Raw genomic sequence first — 15,932 nt, 5'->3', positions numbered from 1 at the left:
ATGTGTTAAGCATTTTTTTCTAAAAAATAATTTCAAAAAGTACATAAAATAAGGGGTTTTTAGATGATATTATTTAAAATTCAACAAAAATATGAAGAGACTACTTTAAAAAAATATCTACTAAACAAATATCCTACTTTAACATCATCTAAAGCGGCAAAACTCATTGATCAAAACAAAGTTAGAGTGAATAATAAAAAATCAAGTTTTAATTATCAACTAAAAATTGGTGATGAGATAAAATGTTTTTTTAACCTTGAACCAAAAAAGATTAATTATGATTTTTTAAATTCTAAACAAAGTTTCCAAATAGTTTATGAAGATAAAAATATAATAATAGCCAACAAACCAAAAGGATTGGTATGTCAAGAAGATGCAAATGAAAAAATTAACACTTTAAATAATCAATTAAGAAAATATTTATATCAAAAAAAAGAATGAATTCCTGAACAAAATAGTACATTTATCCCTAACTTATGTCACCGTTTAGATAAATATACAAATGGATTAATAATTTTTGCAAAAAATGAAGAATCATTGAAAGAGATTAATGTTTTACTGAAAAATAACAACATAAAAAAGATGTATAAATGTTTAGTTTTAGGTGTTTTAAAAAATAAAAAGCAAACTTTAGTTAATTACTGAATGTTGGACGAACAAAAAAAGATAGCAAGAATTGATAAGGAAAATAAATACAACAAAATAATGATCACAAAATATGAGGTCTTAGAAGAATATGATAATTTTTCATTATTAAATGTTGAAATAGTAACTGGTAGAAAACATCAAATAAGATTACATTTATCAAGTATTAATCATCCAATACTTGGAGATACTAAATATAACAAGATAGAAAATATGGGCTATAAATTTCCTTGTTTAACTTCATGAAAAATTGAATTTAACATTCCAGAAAGTAGTTGTTTATCTTATTTAAACAAAAAAACCTTTGAATTGAAAAATGTTCAATTCAAAAAGTAAAAATGTTTTTAAATTAAAAAATCACTATTTTTTATTTGTTTTTAGCATTTGTTTATTAAAATCATATGCTACCATAGCAACACAATTTGATAAATTAAAACTTCTGATTTTCTCTGACATGTTAATAGAATAAAGTTTTTCTTTATATTTATCCATTATTTTTTCACTTAAACCTTTTGTTTCCCTTCCAAAAACAAAAAACGTTTCCTCTTGATCTGATTTAAAAACAACTTCTTCTAGTTTGTTTTTTCCAAATTTACTAATTAAATAAATATTAGAATTTATAGAAATGTTGTATTTGTTTTCAAATTCTTCTCATGAATCATGCTCTTCAATGTTTAAATGTTCTCAATAATCCAGTCCAGCTCTAATCATCCTTTTATCATCTAAGATAAAACCATATGGTTTTATAAGATGTAATTTTGCATTAAATCCCACACATGTTCTTGCAATATTACCAGTATTTTGAGGTATTTCTGGTTGAAATAACACAATATGGAGCATATTATTTTTCCATTTCTTCTAATGCAAATTCTATAAGTTTATTAATCACAGAAGATCTGCTTTCTCCTGTTCTATCTACTAGTTCTTTTATTTTAAAAACTAATTTTGGTTTTAAATAAATGTTTGTTTTTACATCAAGTTTTTCTTTAGATGAAAATAATTCATTTGCTTTTGAATTATTAGATAGTTCATTTGTTTTATTTTCATTATTTGTTTGATAATTTAAAGATTCATTAAAAGTTCTAATTACAGTTTTAGAATTTCTTTCTTCAACGGGTCTTTCATTAAATATTGGCTTTGATGTTTCGTTTTTTTCAGCTATATCAATATTGCTTTTGTTTTGGTGATCATTTGTAAATGTTTTATTTTCAACTTCATTATTTTTACTATTATCAACATTGTTGCTACTAGTATTATTTTTTACTGGTTCATCATCGTCATAGTTGATATCTATATCATATTTAGATACATATTTTTCTTCTTTTATTTCATTATTTATAGGATTTTGTGGATTTTTTTCTATATTTTCTGAAATGTTATCATTTTTTGTTTCACTATTTGAATTTGTATTATTTTGATCATTTTTAATTGGTTTTTCTTCTTGTTGAATAGGTTTTTGAACAACTATATCATCAGATAAATCTGTAAAACTATATTTTCTCTTAGCCATTATTTATCTCCTTCTTTTTTATTATCATTAATACTGTAATTAAAACTTAGTATAGGTTCATTTGAATTTTTGTTTAGTTCATTATTATTGTTGTCTTGAACTGTTGTGTGTAATACTTGTGGTTCTTGTTTATTTGGATTTATATTTGAGTTTGTATTATTAATTGGTGATTGGTTAATATTATTTAAAAAATTATTGTTATTAATAGAGTTAGTAGTGTTGTTATTTGAAAGTATATTGTTTTTTATATAATCTATAATCTCATTTTTTAATTCAATATATTCATCTTGATACTTACTTTTTATAACACTAAATAAAATTGGAACTCTTTCATAACCAACAGCTGCTGTTGATTTTGTTGATTGAGAAATGAAATTTTTAGTTACATACACACCTTCAGCAGTCAATTTTGGTCTAATACTTTCATTTATAATGTCATTATGAATTGTGACCCTTGTATTCACTTTTGTAGGAATTGCTATAACTTTCATGTTTGGATTGTTTCTAGCTATAAATTCTTTTGAAGCATTAACAATTCTTCTTAACCCTAATGTTGCATATTGATCTGGTTCGAAAGGTATTATAGCTAAGTTAACAGTTGAAAGGACTGTTGCAACAACAGTTGACATATTAGGTGGTGTGTCAACAATTACGTAATCATAAATCTCATCAAGCTTTTGTAATAATTTTCTTAAACCTGATTGAGAAACTTCACCATTACTCATATACATATCAAAAAAGTTAAGATCATCATTACCAGGCAATATATCTAAATATGGTGGTCTTTCTCTAACAATTGCTTTATCTAATGTGCAATCACCTTTTAAAAAATCCATTACAGTATATTCAAGATTAAATGGATTTTTTCCAAAAGTCGCAATAACATTACCTTGACCATCAAGATCAACTATAATTGTTTTCTTTGAATCTAAAGATAAACATGCACCTAGATTAGTTGAAAGAGTAGTTTTTAAAACTCCTCCTTTATTATTAACTACACCTATTATCATTTGAACCTCCATAAATAATTACTATTACGTAATTAATTACAATTATGTAATATTCATAATTAATAGTATATCAAATAAGACTTTTATTTAATATATAAAAATTACGTAATTATTTACAATTATGTAATTAATATAAAATTACGTAATTGTTCTAATACATAGTATATCTGTTAGATTGGACTTTTGTTAATAACCAAAATGATTACGTAATTATTAATAATTATGTAATTCTTTTAAAGTTAAGGTAATTATGTAGAATTACGTAATTAATTATGTCTATATATTATCTAACTATAATGATTACGTAATTATTGTACCAATCTCAGCAAATTCTACTATATTAACCTAAAATAGAATAATGATTACGTAATTAATTATGTTATTTTTTATATAATTACGTAATCATAAGTTTTTAATTAGACCAATTACTAAAAGTGTTATTTTTTATAAACATTTGGAAAAATAATATTTTTAAGGTATAAATATTGTGTTTAAAGCAATTTTAAAGCGTTTTAAGAGACTTTAAAAGAAATTATGTAGGGTAATTCATTTTGAGTTTAAAAAGTGTCTTAAAACAGCTTATTTTAAACTTTTTGGTTTTTGTTGCTTTTTGATCTGTTTTTGTTGTAAAAATAAAAAAATATGTTATAAATTTACTATTACTTTAGTAATAGTAAAAGACATTATTTTTTGGGGTTAAAAGAACATGCTGTAAAACTTTCTTGCAAAAAAACAAGATCTAAAGTGTAGAATCTTATGGAGCAGGTAAAAATTAGAAAAAATAACAAACTTCCCTATTACGTAGTAATAGGGAAAAATTAGAAACTAAGTTATATTGTGATCACTAAAATTTAAGTCTTTCAGATTTAGCTAAAAATTACCCCTAGTTTTTTACTTGGTTTATCGTATATAAATTACATAACTAATTACATAATTACAATTAATTACGTAATCCCTAACTGACATGTGAAGTGCAACACTTCAATGTTACATTAAACTCTCGACTTTGAAATATAAGTTGAGAGTTTTTTTGTTTTAAATATTTTCTTGATACATTTGGTAAGCTGTTTTATAACCAAACATTTTTCTTGGGATGTTGTTTACTTTTCATTCAAGAGTTTTTATTTTATCTTCACTTACTAAACTGAAGTCAGTTCCTTTTTTATATCATCTTCTAACTATCCCATTTATGTTCTCGTTGGACCCTCTTTGGAATGAAGAATAAGGTTGGCAATAATAAACTTTAAAGTTGAATTGTTTTGCAGTTATTCCCATCATTTGAAACTCTAACCCATTATCAACAGTGATGCTTTTTATTGGGAGTTTTTCATCTCGAATAATGGTATACATTTTAGCCATCATTGATCTAGCGTTCTTCCCTTTTATTTTTCTAATAATTGCCAACCTTGTTTTTCTTTCCACTAATGTCAATAAGTGGTAATAACCACTTTGCCTTTTACTAACTATTAGATCAGCTTCTCAATGTCCAAATTCTTTTCTATTGTTTATCTTTTCTGGTCTTAGACTATAAGGAATGCAGTATTTTCCATCAATTTTAGAAAATATACCTATTTTTCTTCTTTTTCCTTTAACATATTTTCTTCTTAAACAATCTCTTCTTTGTATCTTTCAAATCTTGCTATTGATTCATCTAAATACTTGCCTAGCACTTGGAACTTTAACTAACGGATAGTTTTCTTTTATTCAAAAAATTGTAGCTTCTACACCATGAGATTTAGGATTAAATTTTTGAATAAAAAGATCTGTGAAGTTTTTGTACTTCAACATAAAAAACATATGACAATTTGATTTTCTTCTAATGTATTTTTTGTGAGCAGTTGATGAATAATAAATCCCTGTTGAAGATGTGTTTCTTTTTAATTCTCTTGATATTGTTGATTTGTTTTTATTTAAGATTTTTGCAATCTTATTCATAGAATATTTTTCTTTATTTCAAAGAAAATAAATTAAGCATCTTTCTTCTTTTGTTAAATGTTTATAAGTTTTCATAAGCACTCCTAATATTCATTATCTTTTTATTAGTGAACACTTACAAACAAAACAAATGAAGTGCACACTCTTTTTTGAGTGTTGCACTTCACATGTCAATCGAGCATTACATAATTACAATTAATTACGTAATTATTAGAAATTACATAATCATAATTAATTACAATTACATAGTTAAATTTAATTACATAACTATTAAAAATTACGTAATTATAAAAGTAATCAAAAATTTAATTTTTAAAACGAAAGTGTTTTAGGTCCAAAAACAAGATACCTAATAAGATATGTCTACTTTTATATTTTCGGGCTTTAAAACGCTTTATTTTGCTTTATAAAGCATGTTTTAAAACAATACATTTTTGGTTTTATGATAAGTTTTGTATTATCTTGTTCATATAGATAAAAGTACACTTTTTACTTTTTTAAAAAAATGTTTAGATTATATATGTAAAAAAAATCTTAACTTTTTCTGTTATGTTTAAACATATTATTAAATTTTAAATAAAACAAATAGTAAAGAAAATTTTATATTACTCTAAGACCATATTAATTATTACTAAGATGAAATCTGAAAATATTATTTAATTACTGAAGTTACCTATAACTAACTTACAAAAAAAAGTTAAATCAAATGAATATTTAAACAAATATATCAATTTCAAAGAAAAACACACAACTTTTAAAACAAAAGTTGTTTTTTTTATTTTTTTACATTTTTGATCAAATTTAAAAATATATTATTATTTTGCTCTCTTACATTTTTAAAAGATATTATCCCTTTATTGTTTTAATGGTTTTAATATTCTTTGTAAATTTCTAAAGTTACAAATAACTGAAATAAATAACTTAATAGGAAAATACAAAATATAAAAAATAACTTAGAAATAATAAAGACGCAATTATAAAGACGCGATAATATTTAGTTAATAAACTTATTAGTTTTAAATTTTTTATATTATTTTTTAAAAACATTTGTAAAAGAAAGGAAAAATAAAGGAAGTTACATATAAAAATATAAATTTTTAAAAACAATAAATATAAATAAAAAAATATATTTTTTACTCAAATTACTGAAAACATTTTTATGATTCATAACAATTGAAAAACAGTTATTAAAAAATCATAAAAATAAATATTTAATTAGTTTTCAAAACAAAAAAAATATATGTGGAGGATATGAATATGAAAAATTCTAATAAAAAAGGAAAAATTTGAAAATGGTTGGTTCCTACGATTGCTGTTTTAACTTTAGGAATTACATTACCAGTAACAATTACTTTATGTAGTTCAACTAAAAATAATAAAAACCCAAATATATCTAAAATAGATCTAAAAGCTAATTTAGACGTAATTAAAACTGAAATTGAAAAAGTTAAAAAATTAACTAATTCAAATCAAAAAAATGAAGTAGAAATTCAAATAAAAGATTCTTTAAATAAATCAGAAAAATTTAAATCATCTATTAAAAACATAAATATTGATTTAATTGATAAACCCCAAAATGAAAAACAAATTGCTAATGTAAATATAGAATTTGAAAGTAATGGTTTTTCTATTACAAATTATGATGCATTAGAAAATGGATATTCATTTGACAGTTCAAAAAATAAATTAACTATTTCAAATGTTGTTACAAATATTCAAGGGACACTAAATGCTGAAATAGATTTAAAATCCAATTTAAATGTAATTAAAAATGAAATTACAAAAGTTAATAACTTATCTGATTCTACTCAAAAAGATAGTGTAGCTACTCAAATAAAAGAATCTTTAAATAATTCTGATAAATTTAAATCTTCTATTAAAAATATAAGTATTGTTTTAACTGATAAACCTAATAATGAAAAACAAATAGCTACTATAACTATAGAGTTTCAGACTAATGGTTTTACTATTACAAATTACAATGACTTAGAAAGTGGGTATTCGTTTAATAATTCAAATAAACAATTAACTATTTCAAACATTAATACAAATATTCAGGGTACACAAAATATACAAATAGATTTAAAAGCTAATTTAGAATTAATAAAAGAAGAAATCAAAAAAGTTCAAAGTCTTTCAGATACTAATCAAAAAGATAATATAGCAAACCAAATAAAAGATTTACTAAATAAACCTGAAAAATTAAAATCTTCTATTAAGAACTTAACTATTGAATTAATTGATAATCCTAAAAATGAAAAACAAGAAGCAATTATAAATATAGAATTTGAAACAAATGGTTTTACTATCACAAATTATGAACAATTAGATAGTGGATATACATTCAATAATTCAAATAATAAATTAACTATTTCAAATATTTATACAAGTATTCAAGGAACAATAGATACAAATCTTAATTTAACTACGGATCTACAAAATAAAATTTATACTGAAATTAACGAAACAATAAAAGTTAATAATTTTACATATGGTGATTTTTTAAAAGATAAATCAGTAATTACACAAGCACTAACAATATCTTTAAGTAAAATTTCTAATTTATATAGATTAATTAATAGAACTGATATTTTTTCATCTATTAATAGTTCAAATCCTAGAGAAATGAATATTGAAATAATTTTTAAAAATGGAATTACAGTGACTATAGACGATTTTCAAAATAGTAGTTTTGAATTAAAAATAAATGGAAACGAGGAAAAAATTGTAACAAAAAACCCTATTACTTTAAAATAACATTTTAATATCAACCAAATAAAAAATTTTATTACATATTTTATTTAATGAAACAATAATAGTTAAAATTATCACTTGAAATGACATATGAAGTGCAACACATAGAAAATTGCACTTCATATTTTTATTAAAAGTTAAATTTTAAAAATAAATATTTATAAACTAACACAAAACACCTTTTATATAAATTTTTAAAAATATAATAATCAATTAGTTATATTTTGTATGTCTAAAATCAATTTTTATAAGCAAAAATTTTAAAAGATTTCATACAATAAACTATAATTAAAAGTTGAAATTCAAAGTTAATTTTCTTTTATATTTATTATTTAGGTTTTAAACAAAAAACACAATAACAAATTAGTTTTGATAAGTTAAACCGCCTCATTTCATAATAATAAGATTAATTAATTAACAAAATCCTCAACTTGTTTTTAAAGTTGAGGATTTATGAGATTAATATTTTGCTGCTGTAGATATTAATTAAAGTCTGGTTTGTTTTTTTATAAATTTAAAATTAACTAATTAAATTATTTTTATTTTTAAAAGAAAAGAAAAAAGTGTAATCATTATTAGATTACACTTTAAATATAAATTATTCCATTTCTTGTTCTTCTTCTTCAGGTCTAAATAAAGCTGCAGATACAATTTTTTCATTTGGTTGTAATTTAACTAATGTAACTCCTGATGTTGATCTACCAATAATTCTAAGTTTTGATAAAGATGTTCTAATAATCTTACCTGAACTTGTAACAATCAATATATCTTCATCTCCTTTAACTGCTGATGAGAATACCATTTTACCTGTTCTATCATTTTGTTTTAAAGTAACAACCCCTTTAGATCCACGTCTTGTTAATCTATAGTTTTCAGCTTCTGATATTTTTCCTAAACCTTTTTCACCTATAGATAGAATTAAGTCACCTTTCTGAGAACATGAAGCACCAACTACAACAATGCTTGTGTCAACTTTATTTTTTCCTCTTCCTACAGCTTTAACTTGGATATTAATACCTTTAACACCAGAAGCTGTTCTACCCATGATTCTAACATCTTGTTCATTAAATCTTGCTAATAAACCATTTGATGCACCAAGATAAATTTCATCTTTACCTCTAGTAACAAATGCAGAAAGAAGTTTGTCTCCTTCTCTTAAAGTAATGGCAATTTTACCATTAGATCTTATTGAGTTATATTCAGATAAACTTGTTCTTTTTACAATACCATTTACTGTAGCTAAGAATAAGAAACCTTTAGAATAATCATCAATTGGTAACATTACAAGAATTTTTTCATTCTTTTCAATATTTATTAAATTAACTGCTGGAACACCTTTTGCTTGTCTTGTACCAACTGGAACTTCATGAGCTCTAATTTTATAAACTTTTCCAGTATCTGTAAAAAACAATAAATCTGTATGGGTTGTTGTTGTGATAATGTCATCAACTGTATCATCATTGTATGTGTTAACACCTTTAACCCCAACACCACCTCTTCTTTGAAGTCTATATGTATCAATTGGAATTCTTTTCAAGTAGTTATTAGCTGACATACTAATAACAACATCTTCTTGTGGAATTAAATCTTCATCATCAATTGAAGCTGAAGCACCATATAGAATTTCAGTTTTTCTTTCATCACCAAATGACTTTTTCAATTCTGTTAATTCATTTGAGATAATTGAAATTTGTTTATCACTAGATTTTAAAATTCCTTCTAATTCAATAATAGTCTTTTTAATTTCTTTTAATTCATCTTCAATTTTGTGTCTTTCAAGACTTGATAAACTTCTAAGTCTCATATCTAAAATAGCTTTAGATTGAATTTTAGATAATTTATATTTTGTAATTAATTGTTTTTCAGCATCTTCATTATCTTTAGCATTTCTAATAATTTTAATAACAGCATCAATATTATTAACAGCTATAGATAAACCTTCTAGTATGTGTTCTCTTTCTTTAGCCTTTTTAAGTTCAAATTTTGTTTTTCTAACAAGAACATTAACTTGGTGTCTTAAGTATTGTTGCAACACTTCTTTAATGTTTAATAATTTAGGTTCACCATCAACAATAGCTAACATGTTAACACTAAAATTAGTTTGTAATGGTGTCATTTTAAATAATTTATTTAATAATACTTCTGGAACAACATCTTTTTTAGTTTCTATAATTATTCTGATACCTTCTCTTGAAGATTCATCTCTAAGATCTGCTATTCCATCTATTGCTTCACTTCTAACTAATTCAACTATTTTTTCAATTAAGTTAGATTTATTTACCATATAAGGTATTTCTTTAACTATAATTGTACTTTTACCAGTATCTTTTCTTACTATATCAACTTTACTTCTAATAGTTACAGAACCTCTACCAGTTTCAAAGTAACTTATAATTCCTTGTTCACCAACAATTTCAGCTTTTGTTGGAAAGTCTGGACCTTTTAATACTTGTCTTATTTCGCTAACTGATACATCTTTATTTTTAGCAAGTAATAATACTGCATCTATAATTTCAGATAAATTGTGTGGTGGTATATTAGTTGCCATACCAACTGCAATACCTGATGTTCCATTAGCTAATAAATTTGGAAATAAAGCTGGTAATACTGATGGTTCTTGTTCACTACCATCATAGTTATCAATAAAATCAATTGTATCTTTTTCAATGTTTTTTAACATTTCATTAGATATTTTAGATAATCTTGCTTCTGTATATCTCATTGCAGCTGCAGAGTCACCATCAATTGAACCAAAGTTACCATGACCATCAACTAATAAATATCTCATTGAAAAATCTTGTGCCATTCTAACCATAGTTTCATAAACTGCAGAATCACCATGTGGGTGGAACTTACCGATTACTTCCCCAACAAGTCTAGCTGACTTTTTGTGAGGTTTATCATGTGTCATTCCTAAGTTATAAGCTGCATACAAAACTCTTCTATGAACTGGTTTAAATCCATCTCTAACATCTGGTAATGCTCTTGAAACAATAACAGACATTGCATAATCCATAAAAGATGTTTCAATTTCTTTTGAAATTGGTTGTTCATAAACTTTAGTTTTAGATAAATTTTCTTTAATTTTATCTATATTATTTGTAGACATCTTTCTCTCCTATTAAATATCAAGATTTTTCACATATTTTGCATTTTTTTCAATGAATTCTTTTCTAGGTGCAACTTCATCACCCATTAATAATGAAAAGCTTTTATCTGCTTTTAAAGCATCTTCTATAGTTACTTTTAATAAAACTCTATTAGTTGGGTCCATTGTAGTTTCTCATAATTGATCAGGATTCATTTCTCCTAACCCTTTATATCTTTGAACTGAGAATTTGTTATTTTTAGCTTCTTTTTTAAATGCTTCTAATGTTTTGTCATCATAAGCATATTTAAAACTTTTACCAACACTAAATTTATATAATGGTGGTTGAGCAATATATACATTACCATTTTCAACTAATGGATACATGTATCTAAATAAGAATGTTAATAATAGTATTCTTATGTGAGCACCATCGACATCAGCATCTGTCATAATTATTATTTTGTTATATCTTAATTTATCTATTTTAAATTCTGGTCCAACACCAGCACCAATTGCAGTAATTAAATTAATAATTTCTTCACTTGAAAAAATCTTATCAGATTTTGCTTTTTCAACATTTAAGATCTTACCTCTTAATGGCAATATAGCTTGATATACTCTATCTCTACCAAGTTTAGCACTACCACCCGCTGAATCCCCCTCAACTATATACAATTCAGAAATTTCAGCATCTTTAGTTGAACAGTCTGCTAATTTTCCAGGTAATGAGTTAGATTCAAATGGTGATTTTCTTCTTGTAGCTTCTCTTGCTTCAAAAGATTTTTTTCTAGCCTCCATAGCTAGTAAACATTTTTTAATAATAGTGTTAGCATCCTCTGGATTTTCCAACATATATTTTTCAAATATATCACTAGTTATGTTATTTACTAAAGGTCTAACTTCACTATTACCAAGTTTTCTCTTAGTTTGACCTTCATATTGAGGATTAGGGTGTTTAATAGAAACAATAGCTGTTAAACCTTCAATTGCATCTTCTTTAGAAATTTTTTCATCTGTATCTTTTAATAATTTCTTTTCAATAGCAAATTTATTTATTACTTTTGCTAATGCAAATTTAAAACCTTCTTCGTGAGAACCACCTTCTGTTGTATTAATGTTGTTACAAAAAGTGAAAGTAGAATTGTTATATGTTTTGTTATATTGAAAAGCTATTTCAACTCTAATATTGTATTTATCATTAGAGTTTGCAGCTTTTACAGTTTCTTCTTTTTCATCATAAACAATTGTTGGAGTTAAAGCTTCTTTTTCTGCATTTAATTCTTCAACTCATTGTTTAATACCACCAGCAAATAAGAATGATTCTTTAGTTGAATCTCTTTGATCTTCAAAATTTATTTGAATACCTTTATTTAAATAAGCTAGTTGTTTTAATCTATCAACAATTGTTTCTTGATCAAATTCAGCTTTTTCCATAATTGTAAAATCAGGATAAAATTCAATAACTGTACCGTTTTTAATAGTTGGGTTTGTACTTATTACTTTAAGTTCAGATTGAGGTTGACCTCCATTTCTAAACTCAATATAGTGTTCTTTATTATCTCTATAAACTCAAACTTTCATGTATTCAGATAATGCATTAACAACTGATGCACCAACACCGTGTAAACCACCTGATACTTTATATGAATCGTTATCAAATTTACCACCAGCATGTAAAACAGTTAAAACTGTTTCTACAGTAGATTTTTTTGTTTCAGGGTGTTTTTCTACTGGAATACCTCTACCATTATCTTTAACAACAACTGAACCTTCTTTAGTAACAATTACATCAACTTGATTTGCATAACCAGCCATAGCCTCATCAATTGAGTTATCAACTATTTCCCAAATCATATGATGTAGACCTTTTGTATCTGTTGAACCTATATACATACCAGGTCTTTTTCTAACAGCTTCTAATCCTTTTAAGATCTTAATACTGCTTGATGAGTAATCACTTGATTTTTTAACTGAAGCTTTTTTTGCTTTTTTTTCTTCAGTTTTAGCTTCTTCAGTTTTAGTAACTACTTGAACTTCATCGCTTTTTTTCTTTGAAACTGGCATTAATCTCTATCTCCTTTTATTACATATTGAATGGAATTAATCAAAATAGAATCATTTGGATAAAGTTTTCTTCCTCTTCTACTTTCAAGTTCTCCATTTACGTAAACTTTTTGATTTTGTAAGAATTCTTTTACATCTCCACCACTTGATAAAATGTTAGAAAATTTCAAGAATTGACCTAACTTTATGTATTCAGTTTTTATTCTAATTTCCACTGATTTTTAACCTCAAAAAGTTTTATTTAACAATATATAAATTATACATTTTAAAAACTTTAAAAATTAATAAAAAAACTCAAAACAAGCTAATTTTGACCATTAAATTGCTTTATTTTGAGTTTTTTTAACTAACTATTTCTAATTGGTAGTAATAATTGAATAAAATTTTGCTCTTTTTTGTCTTCTAAAATTATTGGTTTTTCTTGTGTTGAAGTGTATATTGTAATGTCTTCATTATTATAAACTTTAAGTAAAGATAACAAGAATGTTGCATTAAGTGATATTGTCATATCTTCACCAGAAAAAGATTCTAATTTTATTTTTTCTTCTGAATTACCTAACTCATAACTTCTAAAAGAAATAGATAATTCTTCTTTACTTATTCCAAGTTTTACTATTGGTTTCTTTTCAACCATTGATAAAACTATTCCTCTTTCAATTGCATCAATTAGTTCTTTTCTTTTTACAATAATCATATTGTCTTTTGGGTTTTTCATTATATTAGTAATGTTTGGATAATCACCATCCATTATTTTTGTTGATAAAATAATGTTATCTAATTTAAACATTATATTATTGTCTGATATATAAACCTTTATATCATTATTAAAACCTATTACTTCATTTAATATATGAAATATATTTTGATCTATAGTAATTTTGAAATTTTGTCCTTTGTATTCAAAAGATAAAAAAGATAATTTATATCCATCTGATGCATAAACCTCAAGTTTATCATTTTCCCCATGAAAACAAATTCCATTCAATATACTAACTTTTTCTCTATTCTGAGATACTGATTGCATTATTTTAGTAATTGCTGATTTAAAAGTTATTGGAGGTAATATAATTTCATTTCAATCATGATAATCAAAGTTTATATTAGGATATTGTTGTTCATCCATAATATTAATATTTGAGTCAAAAGATTCTGTTTTGATCTTTAATACTGAGTTATCAACCTTTTCTATTATTATTTCTTCATTTTTAAGTTTACTTATAATATTGAAGAAAACTCTCGACTTAACTAATAGTTTACCTTCTTCAATTATTTGTATACCTTTATCTATAGTTGTTTTAGCTGATATAAAAGAATTAGTAGATGTTAAATATACTTTATTATCAATTGCTTCAATTAATATACCCTGTATATAAGGTGAACTAACTGTATTATCTATTATTGAGTTATTAAATTTAAGTACATTCAATATAGCATTTTTATTAGCTTTTATTTTCATATTAATAAAACCTCTCCATTAGTTTCATTTAATTATTTTATTTTATTTTTAAACTTATTATTTATTAAGTGTGTTATTTTTGTGGAAAACTGTGGGAAACTATATTTTTTCTATAATATTATTAATAAAATCTTTTAAATTACTATCTTCTTCAATTTTATTTTTTATATAGTTATAAGAATCCATTACAGTTGTATGATCTCTTTTTGAAAAATAACTACCTATTTCACTAAAAGATAAATTTAATTTTTCTCTCAATATATACATACAAACTTTACGGACAAAAGTTATTTGTTGTTGTCTTTTTTTAGATATTACAGCTGCTGTATTTACTCCATATGAAATACATACTGTTTCAATAATTACATTTGGATCAATTATTGAATTTATATTTTTAATGGATAAATCACTATCAAATTCAAGAATATATTTTACTTTATCTTCATTGATTATTTCATTTGCATCCATATTACTTAATGAATAAAATAATATTTTATTTATAATTCCTTCTAAGGTTCTAATATCTGAATTAAAACGGTTAGCTATAAAATTAACAGCATTTGTTGTAAATTGATTTTTTCTATTAGATTTATTAATTTTATTAATAATAATTTCTTTAATTGTTTCTATATCTGGTTTTGATATTCTTATTGATAAACCTGAGTTAAATCTAGAAATCATTCTTTCATCAATTACAAGTTGACTTGCAACTTTATCTGAAGTCATTACAATTATTTTTTTATTTTTTATTAAGTTATTAAAAATGTTAAAAAATATTTCATTTAATTTATCTTTGTTTGATAAAAATTGAATATCATCAACTAATAATAAATCTATATTGTCAAAACTATTTTTAAATTCTTCAATCTTTAATCCACCAGTTGATAAAGCATCATATGCTTTTCTTAAAAAATCTTCAGTATTAATATATTTAATTATTTTATCTGGATATTTATTTTTAAATTCCAAACCAATAGCATTTAATATATGAGTTTTACCAAGACCTGTAGTTCCACATATAAATAAAGGATTAAAAAATAATTCACTATTACTTTCTATAATGTTTTTGGCTGCAACATAAACAGTTTTATTATATTTACCAACTATGTAATTATTAAAGTCTAAATCTTTATTTAATTCTGAATATTCTTCTTTCATTAAATTAATATTTTTTTCAGCATTATTAATTAATGAAATATTAGTTTTTTCATCATCTAAAATAAAAACAACATTAACTGACATGTTTAATAAACTAGAATATTTATCTTCAATTAATTTTAAATAGTCTTTGTTTAAAGTTTCTCTAACAAAATCATTTTGAACAATAATGTAGCACTTTTTATTAATGTTTTTATAAAACTCTGAGAAAATAAAAAAATTATTATAAAAAATTTCATTTGAAAAATCTTTTTTAATTTCTTTTTTTAATTGATCTCACGCATCAATATAAATAGATATGTCTTTCAT

General features: G+C 23.6%; 11 protein-coding genes. 2 read left to right on the top strand and 9 right to left on the bottom strand.

Going from position 1 to position 15,932, the window contains the following annotated elements; all coding sequences use genetic code 4:
- Positions 1-63 precede the first annotated feature (63 nt).
- Positions 64-981 carry an RluA family pseudouridine synthase gene (locus EXC57_RS00055; RefSeq protein WP_004024795.1) on the top strand — a complete coding sequence of 306 codons (918 nt, stop codon included), beginning with the start codon at positions 64-66 and terminating at the stop codon, positions 979-981.
- A gap of 24 nt (positions 982-1,005) precedes the next feature.
- Here the strand turns inward: EXC57_RS00055 and EXC57_RS00050 are convergent, their stop codons facing one another.
- The 4 genes from EXC57_RS00050 to EXC57_RS00035 form a co-directional block, all read right to left on the bottom strand.
- Positions 1,006-1,485, bottom strand: a complete 480-nt coding sequence (locus tag EXC57_RS00050; RefSeq protein ID WP_004024796.1) for a tRNA (cytidine(34)-2'-O)-methyltransferase — start codon at positions 1,483-1,485, stop codon at positions 1,006-1,008.
- A gap of 1 nt (position 1,486) precedes the next feature.
- Positions 1,487-2,155 (bottom strand): ribbon-helix-helix domain-containing protein, encoded by a 669-nt coding sequence (locus EXC57_RS00045; protein ID WP_004024797.1) that lies wholly within the window; start codon positions 2,153-2,155, stop codon positions 1,487-1,489.
- On the bottom strand, positions 2,155-3,165 hold the full coding sequence (locus EXC57_RS00040; protein ID WP_004024798.1) for a ParA family protein: 1,011 nt from the start codon (positions 3,163-3,165) through the stop codon (positions 2,155-2,157). The genes EXC57_RS00045 and EXC57_RS00040 overlap by 1 nt, the downstream gene beginning before the upstream one ends.
- A 1,035-nt stretch (positions 3,166-4,200) precedes the next feature.
- Positions 4,201-5,175, bottom strand: coding sequence for an IS30 family transposase (locus tag EXC57_RS00035; RefSeq protein ID WP_129692495.1), 975 nt, complete (start codon positions 5,173-5,175; stop codon positions 4,201-4,203).
- 1,182 nt (positions 5,176-6,357) lie between these two features.
- On the opposite strand from EXC57_RS00035, the gene EXC57_RS00030 reads away from it, so the two are divergent.
- Positions 6,358-7,857, top strand: a complete 1,500-nt coding sequence (locus tag EXC57_RS00030; protein ID WP_004024799.1) for a PolC-type DNA polymerase III family protein — start codon at positions 6,358-6,360, stop codon at positions 7,855-7,857.
- 595 nt (positions 7,858-8,452) lie between these two features.
- On the opposite strand, the gene gyrA is transcribed toward EXC57_RS00030, so the two are convergent.
- The 5 genes from gyrA to dnaA form a co-directional block, all read right to left on the bottom strand.
- Positions 8,453-10,963 carry a DNA topoisomerase (ATP-hydrolyzing) subunit A gene (gene gyrA, locus EXC57_RS00025; RefSeq protein WP_129692494.1) on the bottom strand — a complete coding sequence of 837 codons (2,511 nt, stop codon included), beginning with the start codon at positions 10,961-10,963 and terminating at the stop codon, positions 8,453-8,455.
- Between the two features lie 12 nt (positions 10,964-10,975).
- Positions 10,976-13,009, bottom strand: a complete 2,034-nt coding sequence (gene gyrB, locus EXC57_RS00020; RefSeq protein ID WP_004024802.1) for a DNA topoisomerase (ATP-hydrolyzing) subunit B — start codon at positions 13,007-13,009, stop codon at positions 10,976-10,978.
- Entirely contained in the window at positions 13,009-13,224 is a 216-nt protein-coding gene (gene yaaA / locus EXC57_RS00015; protein WP_004024803.1) for a S4 domain-containing protein YaaA, read from the bottom strand. Before yaaA ends, gyrB begins: the two co-directional genes overlap by 1 nt.
- A 131-nt stretch (positions 13,225-13,355) precedes the next feature.
- On the bottom strand, positions 13,356-14,465 hold the full coding sequence (gene dnaN, locus EXC57_RS00010) for a DNA polymerase III subunit beta (protein WP_004024804.1): 1,110 nt from the start codon (positions 14,463-14,465) through the stop codon (positions 13,356-13,358).
- 99 nt (positions 14,466-14,564) lie between these two features.
- Positions 14,565-15,932 (bottom strand): chromosomal replication initiator protein DnaA (dnaA, locus tag EXC57_RS00005; RefSeq protein WP_129692493.1); only part of this gene is annotated, 1,368 nt, incomplete at its 5' end.

Origin of the sequence: Malacoplasma iowae (assembly GCF_900660615.1) — a bacterium.
In the GTDB taxonomy this organism is placed as follows: Bacteria; Bacillota_I; Bacilli_A; order Mycoplasmatales; family Mycoplasmoidaceae; genus Malacoplasma; species Malacoplasma iowae.
Note: the sequence above shows the minus strand (reverse complement) of the source record. Positions and strands in the feature narration are given on the sequence as shown.